At 60.3% G+C, this 16878-nt stretch carries 13 protein-coding genes; 7 read left to right on the top strand and 6 right to left on the bottom strand.

Features of this window, described 5'->3' with window-relative positions:
• Nucleotides 1-185 precede the first annotated feature (185 nt).
• Nucleotides 186-824 carry a TetR/AcrR family transcriptional regulator gene (locus ACSBQS_RS22615; RefSeq protein ID WP_033645365.1) on the bottom strand — a complete coding sequence of 213 codons (639 nt, stop codon included), beginning with the start codon at nucleotides 822-824 and terminating at the stop codon, nucleotides 186-188.
• Nucleotides 825-1087: 263 nt separating this feature from the next.
• Between ACSBQS_RS22615 and ACSBQS_RS22610 the strand changes: the two genes are divergently transcribed.
• Nucleotides 1088-2305, top strand: coding sequence for a Tm-1-like ATP-binding domain-containing protein (locus ACSBQS_RS22610; protein ID WP_033645366.1), 1218 nt, complete (start codon nucleotides 1088-1090; stop codon nucleotides 2303-2305).
• 91 nt (nucleotides 2306-2396) lie between these two features.
• On the opposite strand, the gene spy is transcribed toward ACSBQS_RS22610, so the two are convergent.
• Nucleotides 2397-2888, bottom strand: a complete 492-nt coding sequence (gene spy / locus ACSBQS_RS22605; RefSeq protein ID WP_033645367.1) for an ATP-independent periplasmic protein-refolding chaperone Spy — start codon at nucleotides 2886-2888, stop codon at nucleotides 2397-2399.
• A 542-nt stretch (nucleotides 2889-3430) separates the two neighbouring features.
• Between spy and pdeR the strand changes: the two genes are divergently transcribed.
• The gene (gene pdeR / locus ACSBQS_RS22600) at nucleotides 3431-5425 is read left to right on the top strand and encodes a cyclic di-GMP phosphodiesterase (RefSeq protein WP_033645368.1); all 1995 of its coding nucleotides are present in this window, start codon (nucleotides 3431-3433) and stop codon (nucleotides 5423-5425) included.
• A gap of 16 nt (nucleotides 5426-5441) precedes the next feature.
• Here pdeR and ACSBQS_RS22595 read toward each other — a convergent pair whose 3' ends face one another.
• Nucleotides 5442-6308, bottom strand: coding sequence for a crotonase/enoyl-CoA hydratase family protein (locus tag ACSBQS_RS22595; RefSeq protein WP_033652699.1), 867 nt, complete (start codon nucleotides 6306-6308; stop codon nucleotides 5442-5444).
• Nucleotides 6309-6649: 341 nt separating this feature from the next.
• On the opposite strand from ACSBQS_RS22595, the gene yhjD reads away from it, so the two are divergent.
• The 3 genes from yhjD to ACSBQS_RS22580 all read left to right on the top strand — a co-directional run bounded on the left by yhjD (nucleotide 6650) and on the right by ACSBQS_RS22580 (nucleotide 10190).
• Nucleotides 6650-7669: an inner membrane protein YhjD gene (gene yhjD, locus ACSBQS_RS22590; RefSeq protein ID WP_021505224.1), complete on the top strand. Its 1020-nt coding sequence runs from the start codon at nucleotides 6650-6652 to the stop codon at nucleotides 7667-7669.
• Nucleotides 7670-7998: 329 nt separating this feature from the next.
• Nucleotides 7999-9321: an MFS transporter gene (locus ACSBQS_RS22585; protein WP_016930463.1), complete on the top strand. Its 1323-nt coding sequence runs from the start codon at nucleotides 7999-8001 to the stop codon at nucleotides 9319-9321.
• Between the two features lie 101 nt (nucleotides 9322-9422).
• Nucleotides 9423-10190: a CDP-diacylglycerol diphosphatase gene (locus ACSBQS_RS22580; RefSeq protein ID WP_033652698.1), complete on the top strand. Its 768-nt coding sequence runs from the start codon at nucleotides 9423-9425 to the stop codon at nucleotides 10188-10190.
• Here ACSBQS_RS22580 and ACSBQS_RS22575 read toward each other — a convergent pair whose 3' ends face one another.
• On the bottom strand, nucleotides 10191-12230 hold the full coding sequence (locus ACSBQS_RS22575) for an AsmA family protein (protein WP_033645371.1): 2040 nt from the start codon (nucleotides 12228-12230) through the stop codon (nucleotides 10191-10193).
• A gap of 91 nt (nucleotides 12231-12321) precedes the next feature.
• Complete coding sequence (pdeH, locus tag ACSBQS_RS22570; RefSeq protein ID WP_042785549.1) at nucleotides 12322-13113, bottom strand: cyclic-guanylate-specific phosphodiesterase; 792 nt, start codon at nucleotides 13111-13113, stop codon at nucleotides 12322-12324.
• 236 nt (nucleotides 13114-13349) lie between these two features.
• Between pdeH and ACSBQS_RS22565 the strand changes: the two genes are divergently transcribed.
• Nucleotides 13350-14285, top strand: a complete 936-nt coding sequence (locus tag ACSBQS_RS22565; protein WP_033645373.1) for a sugar kinase — start codon at nucleotides 13350-13352, stop codon at nucleotides 14283-14285.
• A gap of 54 nt (nucleotides 14286-14339) precedes the next feature.
• Here the strand turns inward: ACSBQS_RS22565 and ilvC are convergent, their stop codons facing one another.
• Nucleotides 14340-15815, bottom strand: a complete 1476-nt coding sequence (gene ilvC / locus ACSBQS_RS22560) for a ketol-acid reductoisomerase (RefSeq protein WP_033636408.1) — start codon at nucleotides 15813-15815, stop codon at nucleotides 14340-14342.
• A gap of 168 nt (nucleotides 15816-15983) precedes the next feature.
• On the opposite strand from ilvC, the gene ilvY reads away from it, so the two are divergent.
• A complete protein-coding gene (gene ilvY, locus ACSBQS_RS22555; protein WP_197666836.1) occupies nucleotides 15984-16874 on the top strand; it encodes an HTH-type transcriptional activator IlvY in 891 nt (296 codons plus the stop codon).
• Nucleotides 16875-16878 lie beyond the last annotated feature (4 nt).

Raw genomic sequence — 16878 nt, 5'->3', positions numbered from 1 at the left:
TATTCGCGGGGGATAATTAAATTAATACAATGATAAATAATGATATTTAATTAAAAGACAACCAAAGAAAGCGTCGCCTGAAAAGTGCTTAACAGGCGCTTTTTATCACTTTTAATTATAACTTTTGCCAATATTTACTCAGTGAATTATGCTGATTTTTCACTCAGGCAGCGGCAAAAATTGGATTATCCTGCTGATGTTTTTTTGCTGTTCATCGCATCCTCTTCCGCCTGACGCAGGATGGCTTTGGCCATCCATTGCGTGACATCCTGGATACCCTCAAGCTCCAGCCCCCAGATATCTTTCAGCACCAGGAACACCTCAGAACCGTAAATCAGCGAGAAAGCATGAATCACTCTCTGTAAAGAATCTGGCGGCAGTTTACCCTGCAACGGCTCTACCGCCAGCGCCAGCAGCCGCTTGCGGTTGCCGCGCACGAACTTTTCGCCCGGCGTGGCGTGCGCCCACTGCTGCAAAGAGAGCTGCAATGCGGCGCGCAGCGCCCCTTCGTGTCGCTCCATCTGAGGATAGGCCAACGTCAGCAACTGCTGGATGCGCTTCAGGGCATCGTCGTCCTGCGGGCGCCACGCCAGAATAGGCCCCAGACTTTCCGCCACCACCGCAGTAATTAATGCGCTTTGGGTCGGGAAATAGCGGTAGGCGGTCGCGCGCGATACCTGCGCATGCGCCGCCAGATCGGTGATCGATGGAAACGCGCCCTCGCCATACAGCGTCATTGCGCTGGCCAGCAACAAACGATGTGTTTTCGCCCGGGCGGAGGTCAGAGAAAGGTCGGACGGGGTGGGAAAAGCATTTATCGGCACTTAAACCTCATACATCTGTACACGCTTGCGCGACAGGCGAGACGCCACTGCCGACAGGTTGACGACAAAGGGTTGGCCGCGCAAAAAGCTCAAAAATGAGACAGGAGTCCCATTTTGCACTGAGCTGCCCTTGCAAAAATGATACTGCCGTCTCATTATATAAATACATTAATCAATTTAATTTAAATGCCAACACCAGGGCACCTAAAAAAATATAATGCATTAATTTTTAAATAAAAATTAGAAACACCCCGGAAAAATCCATGAAAGATACTTCAAATTTTGTCTATATTGCTACCACAGCAGATACGAAAGGACAAGAGTTGGAGTATGTGCGGCGGCTGATTGCCAGCCTGAATTTACCCACGCGAACCGTCGATCTCTCCACCCGAAGCTTGCCGTTTGACTCCCCGGCCGATATCGGCCCAGAAGAGGTCGCTCGCCACCATCCGGCGGGCGCAGGCGCGGTCTTTCTAGCCAGCCGCGGCCAGGCAATCGCCGCCATGGCGACCGCTTTCGAACGTTTTATCCTGACGCGCCGCGATATCGCCGGCCTGCTTGGCCTGGGCGGCTCCGGCGGCACCGCCATCATCACGCCGGCAATGCAGCAGTTGCCGATTGGCCTGCCGAAATTGATGGTCTCGAGCATGGCGGCGGGAGACGTTTCCGCCTATGTCGGCGCCAGTGATATCAGCATGTTGTATTCGGTCACCGATCTCGCCGGCCTGAACCGTATCTCGCGCCGGGTGCTGGGCAATGCGGCGCGCCAGATAGCCGGCGCAGTCCGCTTCGCCGCTGTCGATCATCACGACGACAAGCCCGCAATCGGCCTGACGATGTTTGGCGTCACCACCCCCTGCATTCAGGCGCTGGTTGCCGATCTTGAGCCGCAATGGGACTGCCTGACGTTTCACGCGACCGGCAGCGGTGGCAGAGCGCTGGAAAAACTGATCGATAGCCGGCAACTGCACGGCGCCATCGATTTGACCACCACCGAAGTGACCGATTACCTGTTTGGCGGTGTGCTGCCCTGCAATGCAGATCGTTTCGGTGCTATCGCGCGTACCGGCATCCCGTGCGTACTCTCCTGCGGCGCGATCGACATGATCAACTTCGGCGCGCTGAATACGGTGCCGGCTCGCTACGCGAACCGCCTGCGCCATCATCACAATCCGCAAGTGACGCTGGTGCGCACCAGCCCGCGGGAAAATGCGCTAATCGGACATTGGATTGGCGAGAAAATCAACGCCTGCGCGGGCGAAGTGCGCTTCGTGATCCCGGCGGGCGGCGTGTCGGCGCTGGATGCCCCTGGGCAACCGTTCTGGGATCCCGCAGCGCTGGCCGCCTTTACGCAAACGTTGGAGGAGACGGTGCACGCCACCCATAAGCGCCGGTTAATAAAAACGCCTTACCATATTAACGATCCGCGCTTTGCGCAGGCCGTTGCCGAACAGTTCCGACATATTGCCGGTGGGGAATGATAATCACTCGCTGCCGGGTCTGCCGGAGATAACGCCGAAAAAAAAGGCCAGACAAATAGTCTGGCCCTTTTTTATTTACCGCGAGCGTATATTACTGACCGGAGGACATCTGCTCCTTCATTTTATTCATATGGTCCATCATCTTTTGCTCACGTTTCTGATAATTCTCATTGTATTGTTTTTTCTGCTCAGGGGTCAGCAGGTTATACATTTTATTTTCCGCCTTGGCGCGTTCCAGCATGCGTTCGGATTGCGCTTTGCCGATCGCGTCAATTTGCGCCTTCGCCTTCGCTTCATCGAAGCTGTCGGAAGCCACCAGATTATGCAGCGCCTGGCGTTCCTCTTTCATGCCCGGACCGCGTTTCGAGTGCGACTCTTTCATGATATCGCGCATTTGCTGGCGCTGCTGCTCGGTCAGGTTCAGCCCGGCGAACGGGCCGCCTTTACCTTCACCCTTGTGATGCATCATTTTCATCGGCGCGGCATCCGCAGCCGGGGCCGCCGTCGTATCAGCGGCGAACGCCGCAGAAGCAGAACCCAGAGCCAGCGTGGAAGCAATAAATAAAGCCGTCAATTTACGCATAATCATTTCCTTAAAAATTTTTCTTCATCAGGAGCGCTGTACGTTAACAGGCTCATTCGTTCGTCGAAGATAATAATAGGCTGATAAAATTCAAGTAATGCGAGGGTGTGTAAACTTTTTAAAACCCGTCACGGGTTTATTCACCAATTATGAGAAAACTATGAAGAAGGCGTTTATTTGATGGAAATTTTAATTTCCCGGCAAAAATCTCCCCGACAGGGTTATTTTTCAGCCGCCCTCTCACCGCTATAATTTACTCGCCCACAAGGCAACCTTGCATCAACCGTTTTTCGTTAGCGGGGAAGCCGGTACAAACTTCGCACGACCCGATGTTCTCCTCCTACACTTTAAGGCAACCGGTCGCCGGGTGGCGCGTACACCGCAAAACTAATCATTGCTTATAGAATAGTTTCCATTACCCGCCCCGCCTGTGAAAACCTGTTATATGATGCACAGACGCGCACGGCGACCACTTTCGGGCCCACAGGCCGCCAGCGGTTCTTCGTGCTGACCGGCCGCCCGTGCTCTTTTGAGGAATCATCATGTCCGCAGACCAAGGCCCTGAGCTTCTTAACGCCCACTTCGGCACCCAGAGCCCCCACTGGCGGCTGGCGTTTGACAGCAATGCCCTGGAGCTGTCCGCCGTTAAGGGCAAAGCCCACGTCGCGGTGGCGCTGAGCGCCATGGACGCGGCGAAAATTCGCCGTTTGACCGGCGTGACCGCCAGCCTTGAACTCACCATCACGCTGGCCGGCGAACCGCTGCATCTGCATCTGGTCGGGCGCCGCGTCAATAACCTCGAATGGGCGGGCACCGCGTCCGCGTTCAGCGATACCCAATCCGTGGCGCGCGATCTGGTGCATGGGCTCTCCTTCGCCGAGCAGGTGGTGTCCGAAGCCAACTCGGTGATCGTGATCGTCGACCAGCACGGCCGCATCCAGCGCTTCAATCGGCTGAGCGAGGAGTACACCGGGCTGCACGAACACGAGGTGATCGGCAAGAACGTTTTCCAGCTGTTTATGAGCCCGGAAGAAGCCGCCGCCTCGCGGCGCAACATCGCCGGCTTCTTCCGCAACGGCTCTTCGTATGAGGTGGAACGCTGGGTAAAGACGGTCAAGGGCGAACGGCTGTTCCTGTTTCGCAATAAGTTCGTGCACAGCGGCAGCGGCAAGAACGAGGTGTTTCTGATCTGCTCAGGAACCGACATCACCGAAGAGCGTCGCGCGCAGGAACGGCTGCGGGTGCTGGCCAACACCGATATTATCACCGGCCTGCCGAACCGTAACGCCATCCAGGACAAGATCAACCACGCCATCGCCACGCGCGGCGAAGAAAGTTTCGGCCTGGTGTACCTCGATCTCGACAATTTCAAAAAGGTCAACGACGCCTACGGCCATATGTTCGGCGATCGGCTGCTGGTTGAGGTCTCGCTGGCGATCCTCGGCTGCCTGAGCCCGGATCAGGTGCTCGCCCGCCTTGGCGGCGACGAATTTTTGGTGCTGGCGCCTCAGACCGATCGCGAACGTTTGCAAACGCTGGCGCAGCGCATCATCGATCGGCTGAAGACCCCTTTCCGCATCGGCCTGATCGAAGTGTATACCGGCTGTTCGATCGGCATCGCGCTGTGCCCGGAGCACGGCAACGATCTCGACAGCCTGATCCGCAGCGCCGATACCGCCATGTACGTCGCCAAGGAGCACGGCAAGCGCACCTATACCGTCTTCTCGCCGGAGATGAACAAGCGCGTCGCCGAATACATGTGGCTGGACACCAACCTGCGTAAAGGGCTGGAGCAAAATCAGCTGGTATTGTATTACCAGCCTAAAATCGACGCGCGCAGCGGTGAAGTGCACAGCGTGGAAGCGCTGGTGCGCTGGGATTCGCCGGAGCGCGGCCTGATCCCGCCGCTGCAGTTCATCTCCTATGCCGAGGAGTCCGGCCTGATCGGCCCGCTGGGCCAATGGGTGTTGCAGACCGCCGCCTGCCAGGCGGCGCAGTGGCGAGAGCGGGGATTGAATCTGCGGGTGGCGGTCAACCTCTCCGCCCGGCAGCTGGCAGACGACGGCATCGTCAACGATCTGCTCGGGGTGCTGCGCCGTCACCGCATGGCCCCTTGTCTGCTGGACTTCGAGTTGACTGAAAGCAGCCTGATTGAAGACGAAAACCGCGCGCGCGTGCTGATCACCCGGCTACGCGAGCTGGGCGCGCAGGTGCATCTCGACGACTTCGGCACCGGCTATTCGTCGCTGGCGCAGCTGGCGCGTATTCCGCTGGACGCCATCAAGCTGGATAAAAGCTTCGTGCGCGGGGTGAATTTCAACCCGGTTTCGCAATCGCTGGTGCGCGCGATCGTCGCGGCGGCGGAGGCGCTGGCCTTCCGCGTGATCGCCGAAGGGGTGGAGACCGAGAGCGAAAATCAGTTCCTCGACGAGGTCGGCGTGGACGAAAAGCAGGGCTTTCTGTTTGCGCGGCCAATGCTCCCGGAACAGCTGGAGCATTGGCTGCAGTCCTATCGCCCGCGCTCACCTTCCGCGTGAGGCGGGCGCGTTAACGTTAGCCGGCACGACGCAGGTTCAGGGTGTGGCGATCCTGCAACATCACCAGCCGCTCGATGTAGGCGCGATCTTTTTCCTCAATGGTGAAGGCCGAGTGCACCCAATCCTCGGTAATGTCCATCAGCTCGGAACGCGTCAGCTGCAGCACGCGCTGACGCGCCCGCAACATGGCGCGCATGCCGTTGAGCTTCGGCCGGATGGTATCGATGAAAGTGCGCGTCGCCATGTAGGCGTCGCCGGGCTGGAACAGCTGATCCACCAGCCCACGGCTCTCGAACCACTCTGCGGTGTGCGACTCGCCGCCCCAAATCAGTTCTTCGGCCAAGCGCATGCCCGCCTTGCGCGCCACCAGCGAGTAACCGCCCATGCCGGGAAACAGGTTGAACGCAATCTCCGGGAACCCCATGCGCGCATTGTTCTGCGCCAACACGAAATGGTGCGCCAGCGCCGCTTCAAAGCCGCCGCCCAGCGCGCTGCCTTCGACCATCGCAATGCTGACCGCGCCGGTATCGAAACCGCGCGCCGCCGCATGCACGCAGTCGATGCAGGCACGCGCGTAGGCCATCATCGCCTCGCGTTTGCGGTTCTTGATGGCTTCGGCGAAGAACTGCAGATCGCCGCCGACGTTAAACATGTTCGGCACCAGCGAGCCGGTGACCCAGAAATCGAACCGCAGCGAAGACTCTTTCGCCGCCTGCGCCAGCGTCATGATGTCTTCGATCAGCGCCTGATTAAAGCAAGGACGCGGCGCAGCGCGCAGCAGCATCCACATGATATGCCTCTCCTCTTCATAGTAGGCGGAAAGCTGCGACAGATTGCCCGCTTCGGTAAACGGACGGCAGGTGGGGTGATTGAGCAATTTCATAAGACCTTCCAGTTTTTCTGTTGATGACGGGTGAGACCGTTCCAGCCCCTACGGCTGCAGCGGAGCGGCGCTCGGCAACGCGTGGCGCCACATCATGAGTAAACGCTTTCTCGCCGACGAAACAGATAAAAATTGGAGGTAGGGAAGTGAAAAAAACCGAGGCGCGGCGGGGTTTTCATAGGAATTTTACCTATCGACCGCCTCCTGGCATTTCATGCCGGGCGCTAACGCGTTAAGCTCGGAAAATGACCGTTTGCCGCCCCGGCGCTCAAAACGCCGCGGGGCTTTGGCTATAATCAACGCGGATACATGCCGTTTAACGTTAAGGAAATCGTGAAGTAATGCCTACAGGACCAGACCAGGAACGCCGCCAGCCCGCACAAGACACGCCGCCGAAGCCGCTTATCGCCATCAAGACCGGCCATGAAACGCTCGACCGCCGCATCAGCGGTTTTTCACGTCTGATTGAACGCATCAAAGCCTGGCCGAGCGTTGCGCACCTGCTGCGCGCCGCCGAACGCTTTAACGATCGGCTGGGCAGCCAGTTCGGCGCCGCCATCACCTATTTTTCATTCCTCTCGCTGATCCCGATCCTGATGGTGTCGTTCGCCGCCGCTGGTTTCGTGCTGGCTTCCAACCCGGATCTGCTGGCCCGTTTGATCAACCGGATCGTCGGCAGCATCAGCGATCCGACGCTGGCCAGCACGCTGAAGAACACCGTCAACACCGCCATTCAGCAGCGCACCACCGTGGGATTGACCGGCCTGGCGCTGGCGCTCTATTCCGGCATCAGTTGGATGGGCAACCTGCGCGAAGCGATCCGCGCGCAATCGCGTGACGTCTGGGAACGCAATCCGCAGGATCAGGAGAAAATCTATTTCAAGTACACCCGCGACTTCATCTCGCTGACCGGCCTGGTGGTCGCGCTGATTATCACGCTGTCGCTGACCTCGGTCGCCGGCTCGGCGCAGGCGGCGATCGTCAACGCGCTGGGGCTGGACGGCATCGAATGGCTGCGGCCGGCGTTGACGACGATCGCGCTGTCGATCTCGATTTTCGCCAACTATCTGCTGTTCCTGTGGATTTTCTGGATGCTGCCGCGCCACAAACCGAAGAAAAAAGCGCTGCTGCGCGGCACCTTGCTTGCGGCTATCGGCTTTGAGGTGATCAAGTTCGTGATGACGATGACGCTGCCGCAGGTGGCGAAATCGCCTTCCGGCGCGGCCTTCGGCTCGGTGATCGGGCTGATGGCGTTCTTCTACTTCTTCGCCCGCCTGACGCTGTTTTGCGCCGCCTGGATCGCAACGGCCGACTACAAAGGCGACAAAGCCTTGCCGGAACGCGAGCCGCCGGCGCGCTGAAGCCATGCAATCGTGCCGGTGTTATCGCACGCGCCGGCACTTTCCTCTGGTTAATAAGCAGAAAACCAGTCGATCCCTCTAAGTCATGCGGCATGGCATTCGAAAAACCAGCATAACAAACTACCCAGTCACTTTTCTTTCCCGTTTTTACAGCCATTCACACTGTATGAACCCCATTTCTCAACGTTTAACGCTACAGAAAAGAAGCCAGGTAAAACATTAGTCTTTTTAACCGGTTAGCGGCGGCGCTGCCCAGAGTTCCAGCGTTGAAAAGGCGGAATGCTGTCACTAAGATGGATTTTTACCCCCTCCAACAATAAGAAATAGATATGCAAGCCACCATCGCACCCCCACTCGACGCCGACGACGCGTCTACACCGGTGAATTCCCGCGGGAAAGTCATCGTCGCCTCGCTGGTCGGCACCGCCATCGAGTTCTTCGACTTTTACATCTACGCCACCGCCGCGGTGATCGTGTTCCCGCACATCTTCTTCCCGCAGGGCGACCCGACCACCGCGACGCTGCAGTCGCTGGCCACCTTCGCCGTCGCCTTTGTCGCGCGCCCTATCGGCTCTGCGCTGTTCGGCCACTTCGGCGATCGCGTGGGGCGCAAGGTGACGCTGGTCGCCTCGCTGCTGACCATGGGGATTTCCACCGTGCTGATCGGCCTGCTGCCGAGCTATGAAACCATCGGCATCTTCGCCCCTATCCTGCTGGCGCTGGCGCGCTTTGGCCAGGGGCTGGGGCTGGGTGGCGAATGGGGCGGCGCCGCCTTGCTGGCGACGGAGAACGCGCCGGCCAAAAAACGTGCGCTGTACGGCTCCTTCCCCCAGTTGGGCGCCCCGATCGGCTTCTTCTTCGCCAACGGCACCTTCCTGCTGCTCTCGTGGCTGCTGAGCGACCAGCAATTTATGGAATGGGGCTGGCGCGTGCCGTTCATCCTCTCCGCCGCATTGGTGCTGATTGGCCTGTACGTCCGGGTGTCATTGCATGAAACGCCGGTGTTCGCCAAAGCGGCCAAGGCCGGCAAACAGGTGAAAGTGCCGCTCGGCACGCTGCTGAGCAAGCATCTGAAAGCCACCATCCTCGGCACCTTCATCATGCTGGCGACCTACACGCTGTTTTATCTGATGACGGTCTATTCGATGACCTACGGCACTGCGCCGCAGCCGCTGGGGCTCGGTTACTCCCGCAACAGCTTCCTGTGGATGCTGATGGTGGCGGTGATCGGTTTCGGCGTGATGGTGCCCATCGCCGGCCTGCTGGCGGACGCGTTCGGCCGTCGCAAGACCATGATCGCCATTACCCTGCTGATGATCGGCTTCGCGTTCCTGTTCCCGACCCTGCTGGGTTCCGGCAACCAGGCGCTGGTGATGGGCTTCCTGCTGTGCGGCCTGAGCATCATGGGGCTGACCTTTGGCCCGATGGGCGCGCTGCTGCCGGAGCTGTTCCCCACCGAAGTGCGCTATACCGGCGCATCGTTCTCCTACAACGTCGCGTCGATTCTCGGCGCGTCCGTGGCGCCTTACATCGCCACCTGGCTGGCGGCCCACTACGGGCTGTTTTACGTCGGCATGTACCTGGCGGCGATGGCCGGGCTGACGCTGCTGGCCCTCCTGCTGATGAAAGAAACCCGCCACCAGTCGCTGTGATCCTCTGCGGCCCCCTCACTGCGGGGGGCCGCACGCGTTGTTCGTTTCCTGTCATAAAACCGGGCTATGCTGGACGTTTCTCTCGGTAACAGGATCGGCCGATGTCTCTGCGTCGTGGGGTATTTGTCTGCGTGGCGCTGCTGGCGGCTCTCGCCATCGCGCTCTATTACGGGTTGAAACCCGACCATCCCGATGCGCTGTGGCGCATCGTCAGCCAGCAATGTCTGCCCAATCAGCAGGCGCATGACAACCCGGCGCCCTGCGCGCAGGTGGATGTGCAGGCCGGTTTCGTGGTGTTTAAAGATCGCAACGGGCCGCTGCAATACCTGCTGATGCCCAGTGCCAAAATCACCGGTATCGAAAGCCCGGCGGTGCTGGACGCCGCCACGCCGAATTTCTTCGCCCAGGCCTGGCGCGCGCGCCACGTGATGGCGGAACGCTATGGCAAACCGATCGACGACGGCGATATTTCATTGGCGATCAATTCGGAATATGGCCGCACGCAAAACCAGCTGCACATTCATATCTCCTGCCTGCTGCCGGCGGTAAAACAGCGGCTGGCGCAGATCGGCCCCCATTTCATCGAGCAATGGCAACCGCTGCCCGGCGGCCTGTTGGGGCATGACTATCTGGGGCGGCGGGTAACCCCTGCCGAGCTGGAGCAACAGGGCGCCTTCCGCCTGCTGGCCTCCGGCCTGCCGCGCGCCGACGGGCGCATGGGCAGCTTCGGCCTGGCGATGACCGCGCTGCCGGACGGGGATTTCCTGCTGCTGGCAACCGAGCGCAGCCTGCTGCCGTTCACCCTGGCCTCGGCGGAAGAGATCCAGGATCACGACTGCCGGCTGCTCACGCCGCCGCCGCGCGCCTGATTATTTTTTGCCTTTCATCTCCCGCAGGATCTGCCCGCACTGGTTCTCCTCGCCGCCTTCACTGGGCGAGACCAGCGCCAGCAGCGCCGCCGCCGGCGTCAGCACCGCCCCCAACGCCACCGCCGCCGCGCCGCGCGCGATCAGCGGCCCGGCTTTGACCCCGGCGTCCGGATGCTTGAAGGTGCCTTTCACGTACAGCGGCGATCGCAGGGTCAGCACGCGCATGCCCTTGCTTTCCGGATCGATGGACAAATCCAGCCGTTCGGTGGCGAGGTTGGTGTTGCCGGTGATGTTGATCACCGCGTTTTCGGTGTCGAACACGAACAGTCGCGGTGCGGCGACGCCGCTGCGGATGCCGACGTCCGCCGCCGCGCAGTTGATGCCCACCACGTCGTCACCAAACAGCTGTGCCACCAGATAGTTACCGACGTTCAGACCGAGGATCTCCATCAGGCTACGGCTGATCACCCCGTTATTGATCAGCAGGCGCAGATCGCCGTTGCTGGTCGCCAGCAGCTCGGCCACCGAATTGCCGCTGCCCGTCAGCCTGGCGTCGCCGTTCATCTGCCCGAGGCTGCGCTTCATCGCCTCCACATTCGGCAACAGCTGTTTAAGCTGAAGTTTGCGTGCATGCATATCCACCTGCCCGCGCATCGGCTTTTTGCCGCCGTCGAGGCGTACGACGGCGTTCAGGCTGCCGCCCGCCATGCCGAAGCGCAGCGGATCCAGGCGCAGTTCGCCATTGTTCAGCTTCAGGTGCGTGGCCAGATCGCTCAGCGGCAAATCGCTGCCGCGTTCAATGCGCGCGGCGGCAAACTTCACGTCCGCATCCATCTTGCTCCAGCTTTGCGTATCGAACTGTTCGACCGGCAGCACCTTATCCGCAGGCTGACGGCTTTTCTCGCCGCGCCCGGCTTTGGCGGCGTTGGAGTCGGCGCCGATCAGCGGCGCCAGATCCGCCAACCTCAGCTGCCGGGAGTTCACCGCGCCGCTCAGCGTGGGCCGCGGTTTACCGGCAACGTACTTCAAGCTGCCGTGAATGTCGCTGTCGCCGATTTTTCCGTCGAATTTCTGGTACTCAAACACCGCGCCGCCCGGCTGATGCAGGCGGGCGGTCAGATGGCCATCGGTCGCATACGGCGGGGTATTCGGCAACAACACGCCGGTCAGGCCATAGAGGTTGCTCAGGCTTTCACCGGAAAATTTCAGCTGTACATCCAGGCCGCCGAGGTTCAGCGGATCGGACAAGGTGCCCGCGACCACCACCCGGGTGCTGCCGGAGCGCACATCGGCCTGCAGCGGGAACGGCAAATCGGCGCTCTGCAGCGACAGCATGCCGCCAATCTTGCCGCTGCCGCTCAACGGTTCGCCGTTATATTTGCCCTTCACCTGCCAGCCGAAAACGTAATCGGGGGTCGCGGTCTTGTCGCCGCCCTGTTTGCCGGTCACTTCACTGAACGGCAACGGCTTGCCGAGCGGATCGATGACGGCGCGGAAATCCGCCTTCAGCGTGGCGTCTTTAAAGGCGATCTGCCCCTTGTCGAATACGATGTCGTGAACGGTGAACGACCAGTCGGAAGGCGGCTGCTTGGGATCCTGGCCGGCGGCCAGGTCAAACGTCCAGTTGTTGTCGCCGTTGGCCAGACGTTGCAACGAAGCATTCGGCTGCTTCAGCCAGATGCGCGGGATCAGCAGCTCTTTACCCAGTAACGCCAGCGGCGCAATGCTGGCGTCGACGCGCTGCAGCGTTACCATGCTGTCGCCGGGCATGTTTTTCGGGTTACCCAGCCACACGTCTTCGGCGTGAATATGCGGCCAGGGCACCCAGGCGCGCCAGCCGCCCTCATCCGGATTGCGCGACCAGTCGACGCCCAGATCGCCGCGAATGGCGAACGGTCGCCGCAGTTCGGCCGACACTTTGTCGTTGATGGTGGGCTTGAGTCGATTCCAGTCGAAGGTAGCAATGAAGATCGCCAGCGCGACGATCAGCAGCAGCACAATGCCGCCCAGCCAGCTGAAAACCTTTCCTGTTCTTGTCATAGCGGCTCCCTCAGCGCATAAATCGGGCTGCCGAATGAAAGGAAAAGGAGTTAGCAGCCCCGTTTAAGCCTAGCTGAGGATAGGCCGGAGTTCACGCCGGCGCGCCGGGCGCGGCGAACAGCGTCGGCACGCTGTGCAGAGTTTCAAAGCACGCCGGGCGGGAAAGGTAGTAGCCCTGAGCGGCCAACGCGCCGGAACGCTGCACCAGCCGCCACTCTTGTTCGGTTTCCACACCCTCGACGATCACCCCGTCGCTGTGCTGGTTCATCATCTTGATCAGGGTGCCGAGCAGCTGGACGCCCTCTTCCGACTGTTTGAGCAAGGTAAACAATTCGCGCGCCACCTTGATGTATTGATAACGCCAGGCGCCGACGGCGGAGAAGTTGGCCAGCCCGCTGCCGAAATCGTCCAGCCACAGCCGCTCGCCGCCGACGATCTGCTGCAGCGGGCGGTTTGACGCCGTTTCGGCGTGCTCCACCAGCTCGAAGCGCAGATAGGGCATCTCGGCGATCTGCCGTTGCAACGCGCTATGGCGCTGCAACGCTTGCAGCGCGATGCCGTCGATATTGACCGACACCATCACCGCGTGACGAATGAACAACGCCTGCCAGCGCTGCAACAGCGCCAGCTGTTCCTGGATCACCTGCAAACGCTGGGCGACGCCGAGCGAGGAAAAATAATGCTCCGGGGATTGCCGCTTGTCCGGCTCATTCGGGTGATACACCGCCGTCAGCAGTTCCACCGCCAGCAGCGCGCCGCTGGTGCGATAAATCGGCTGGAAGGTATACAAGCGCCGGCATTGCCGCCAGTAGCGCCGCGATTTGGCGCAGGCATAGAGGGCAAAACAAGGCGCCAGCAGACCAGAGATCAGATTGGTTATCATCGGTACTATCGCCGTGGCGGGGAAATGAGAGCGCTGCCGCTGTTTCTTTACCCAGCTTATCGGCAACGCGGCGTAAAACTTTAAGCCGAATTGCCGCCCGTTTCTCCTCCGTCCTGCCCGCGTTCGCCGATCGCGATCATAAAAAATTAAAACGCCGTTTTAATTTATTGACTCACTGACCCCCTTGCGTGGAGACTGGCGGCTATTGCTTCTTCTTTAGCCAGGGCTTATTGACGATGACTATCCGAAATCTCGCCGTGATCGGCGAATGCATGATCGAGCTGTCGCAGCAGGGCGCACAGCTGACGCGCGGCTTTGGCGGCGATACCCTCAACACCGCCGTCTACCTCGCCCGCCAAATGCCGGAACAGACGCTACGGGTGCATTATGTCACCGCACTCGGCACCGACAGTTTCAGCGGCGACATGCTGCAGGCCTGGCGGCAGGAGAAGATCGAGACCGGGTTGATTCAGCAATTCGACAACAAGCTGCCGGGCCTGTACCTCATCGAAACCGACGCCGCCGGCGAACGTACTTTCTACTACTGGCGCAATGACGCCGCCGCCCGGTATTGGCTTGCGGGACCGCAGGCCGACGCACTGTGCGAACGGCTGGCGCAGTTCGATTACTTGTACCTCAGCGGCATTAGCCTGGCGATCCTCGCGCCTGCCGATCGCATGAAACTGCTGGCGCTGCTGCGCCGCTGTCGCGCCAACGGCGGCAAGGTGATCTTCGACAACAATTACCGTCCGCGCCTGTGGCAAAGCCGTGAGGAAACGCAGCAGGCCTACCGCGAGGTGCTGGCCTGTACCGACATCGCTTTTCTGACGCTGGATGACGAAGAGTTGCTGTGGGGAGCGCAGCCTATCGAACAGGCGGTAGCTCGCACGCAGGCGCTCGGCGTCGGCGAGATCGTCATCAAACGCGGCGCGCACGCCTGCCTGGTGTTCAGTATGGCAGGGGAGAAACTTGAGGTGCCGGCGATCGCGCTGCCGCCAGAGCGTGTCGTCGACACCACCGCAGCGGGCGATTCTTTCAGCGCCGGTTACCTGGCGGCCCGCCTGAACGGCGGCAGCGCCCAACGGGCGGCGCAGCGCGGCCATCTGCTGGCCGCTACGGTGATCCAGCATCGCGGCGCCATCATTCCCGCCGCAATGATGCCGGAGGCATAAAAAAAGCCGGCATCGCTGCCGGCTCTTTCTCTTTGTGCTTTGCCTTGCGGAAAATCAGCCCGCGACGGCGATGCGTTTCATATCGGTCATGTAGCCGCGCAGTTTACGGCCGACGGTTTCGATAGGGTGGCTGCGCACCGCTTCGTTCACGTCGCGCAGCTGCGCATTGTCCACCGCCGTACCCGCCACAGCTTTGCCCAAATCGCCCGCCTGCAGGGTGGTCATAAAGTCCTTCAGCAGCGGCACCGCCGCGTTGGCGAACAGGTAGTTGCCGTACTCTGCGGTATCGGAGATGACCACGTTCATTTCATACAGACGCTTACGCGCAATGGTGTTGGCGATCAGCGGCAGCTCGTGCAGCGACTCGTAGTAAGCCGACTCTTCGATGATGCCGGCATCGACCATGGTTTCGAACGCCAGCTCTACGCCCGCTTTCACCATCGCCACCATCAGCACGCCGTGATCGAAGTACTCTTGCTCGCTGATTTTGCCTTCAAACTGCGGTGCATTCTCGAATGCGGTTTTGCCGGTCTCTTCGCGCCAGGTCAGCAGTTTCACGTCGTCTTCCGCCCAGTCGGCCATCATGCCGCTGGAGAACGCGCCGGAGATGATGTCGTCCATGTGCTTCTGGAACAGCGGCGCCATGATGGTTTTCAGCTGTTCGGACAGCGCATAGGCGCGCAGCTTGGCCGGGTTGGACAGGCGATCCATCATCAGGGTGATGCCGCCCTGCTTCAGCGCTTCGGTGATGGTTTCCCAGCCGAACTGAATCAGTTTCTCGGCGTAAGCCGGATCGGTGCCCTCAGCAACCAGCTTGTCGAAGCACAGCAGCGAACCCGCCTGCAGCATGCCGCACAGAATGGTCTGCTCGCCCATCAAATCGGATTTCACTTCGGCGACGAAGGAAGACTCCAGCACGCCGGCGCGGTGGCCGCCGGTCGCCGCCGCCCAAGCCTTGGCGATCGCCATGCCTTCGCCTTTCGGATCGTTTTCCGGGTGAACCGCAATCAGGGTCGGCACGCCGAAGCCGCGCTTGTACTCTTCACGCACTTCGGTGCCCGGGCACTTCGGCGCAACCATCACCACGGTGATGTCTTTGCGCACCTGCTCACCCACTTCAACGATGTTGAAGCCGTGGGAGTAACCCAGCGCCGCGCCGTCTTTCATCAGCGGCTGCACCGCACGCACTACGGAAGAGTGCTGCTTGTCCGGCGTCAGGTTGACCACCAGATCCGCCTGCGGGATCAGGTCTTCGTAGGTGCCGACCTTGAAGCCGTTTTCGGTCGCCTTGCGCCAGGAAGCGCGCTTCTCGTCGATCGCTTCTTTGCGCAGGGCATAGGCGACATCCAGACCGGAATCGCGCATGTTCAGACCCTGGTTCAGCCCCTGGGCGCCACAGCCGACAATCACCACTTTTTTACCTTTCAGGTAGCCGGCTTCGTCAGCAAATTCGTCGCGCGCCATAAAGCGGCATTTACCCAATTGCGCCAACTGCTGACGCAGGTTCAATGTGTTGAAATAGTTAGCCATGGTGGTACTCCGGTTTGATGTTGTCTTGCATTGTTATTTTCATTCCCCGCCCTGTCTGTGCGGAGATTCGTTAAACTCAATGTATAACAGGAAATGCGTTGCTTAAATTGATATATTGAGAACGTGACATTGCAATTTTTGCAACACTCTCACTGCGAGCGTATCGATATGGATTTACGTGATTTAAAGCTGTTCCTGCATCTGGCCGAAAGCCATCACTTCGGGCGCACCGCCAAGGCGATGCACGTCAGCCCGTCGACGCTCTCCCGCCAGATCCAGCGGCTGGAAGAGATCCTCGGGCAGCCGCTGTTCCTGCGCGATAACCGCGCCGTGCAGCTCACCGACGCCGGCGAACAGCTGAAAGAATTCGCCCAGCAAACGCTGCTGCAATATCAGCAGCTCAAGCACTCGCTCGGCCAGCACGGCCCTTCGCTGAGCGGCGAACTGCGGCTGTTCTGCTCGGTGACCGCCGCGTACAGCCACCTGCCGCCGATCCTCGACCGCTTCCGCGCGCAGCACCCACTGGTAGAGATCAAGCTGACCACCGGCGACGCCGCCGACGCGGTCGACAAGGTGCAGTCTAACGAGGCCGATCTCGGCATCGCCGGCCGGCCGGAAACGCTGCCCGCCAGCGTGGCGTTCACCAAAATCGGCGAAATTCCGCTGGTGCTGATCGCGCCGGCGCTGCCCTGCGCGGTGCGCAGCCAGGCGTTCGCCGACAAGCCCGACTGGGCCGAGATCCCCTTCATCTTGCCGGAGCACGGCCCTTCGCGAAAACGCATCGAACTGTGGTTCCGCCGTCACCGCATCAGCAATCCGCTGATTTACGCCACCGTCGGCGGCCACGAAGCCATCGTGTCGATGGTGGCCCTGGGCTGCGGCATCGCGCTGATCCCGAGCGTGGTGGTGGACAACAGCCCGGAACCGGTGCGCAACCGCATCTCGCAGCTGGATAACATCTCGATGGTCGAACCGTTCGAGTTGGGGGTCTGCGTCCAGAAAAAACGCCTCAGCGATCCGCTGATCGACGCCTTTTGGCGATTGCTGCATCCCCGCTGACGCG

The organism is Serratia sp. H402Y, assembly GCF_051172415.1.
Taxonomy (GTDB): Bacteria; Pseudomonadota; Gammaproteobacteria; order Enterobacterales; family Enterobacteriaceae; genus Serratia; species Serratia ureilytica.
The sequence above is the reverse complement of the archived record's forward strand: the minus strand, read 5'-3'. Positions and strand labels throughout refer to the sequence as shown.

What these genes read in the sequence shown, in the direction of transcription:
- pdeH (WP_042785549.1), bottom strand. Translation starts at nt 13,113, where the DNA reads ATGATAACCAATCTGATCTCTGGTCTGCTGGCGCCTTGTTTTGCCCTC.
- ACSBQS_RS22585 (WP_016930463.1), top strand. Translation starts at nt 7,999, where the DNA reads ATGCAAGCCACCATCGCACCCCCACTCGACGCCGACGACGCGTCTACA.
- pdeR (WP_033645368.1), top strand. Translation starts at nt 3,431, where the DNA reads ATGTCCGCAGACCAAGGCCCTGAGCTTCTTAACGCCCACTTCGGCACC.
- ACSBQS_RS22595 (WP_033652699.1), bottom strand. Translation starts at nt 6,308, where the DNA reads ATGAAATTGCTCAATCACCCCACCTGCCGTCCGTTTACCGAAGCGGGC.
- ACSBQS_RS22575 (WP_033645371.1), bottom strand. Translation starts at nt 12,230, where the DNA reads ATGACAAGAACAGGAAAGGTTTTCAGCTGGCTGGGCGGCATTGTGCTG.
- ACSBQS_RS22580 (WP_033652698.1), top strand. Translation starts at nt 9,423, where the DNA reads ATGTCTCTGCGTCGTGGGGTATTTGTCTGCGTGGCGCTGCTGGCGGCT.
- spy (WP_033645367.1), bottom strand. Translation starts at nt 2,888, where the DNA reads ATGCGTAAATTGACGGCTTTATTTATTGCTTCCACGCTGGCTCTGGGT.
- ilvC (WP_033636408.1), bottom strand. Translation starts at nt 15,815, where the DNA reads ATGGCTAACTATTTCAACACATTGAACCTGCGTCAGCAGTTGGCGCAA.
- yhjD (WP_021505224.1), top strand. Translation starts at nt 6,650, where the DNA reads ATGCCTACAGGACCAGACCAGGAACGCCGCCAGCCCGCACAAGACACG.
- ilvY (WP_197666836.1), top strand. Translation starts at nt 15,984, where the DNA reads ATGGATTTACGTGATTTAAAGCTGTTCCTGCATCTGGCCGAAAGCCAT.
- ACSBQS_RS22565 (WP_033645373.1), top strand. Translation starts at nt 13,350, where the DNA reads ATGACTATCCGAAATCTCGCCGTGATCGGCGAATGCATGATCGAGCTG.
- ACSBQS_RS22610 (WP_033645366.1), top strand. Translation starts at nt 1,088, where the DNA reads ATGAAAGATACTTCAAATTTTGTCTATATTGCTACCACAGCAGATACG.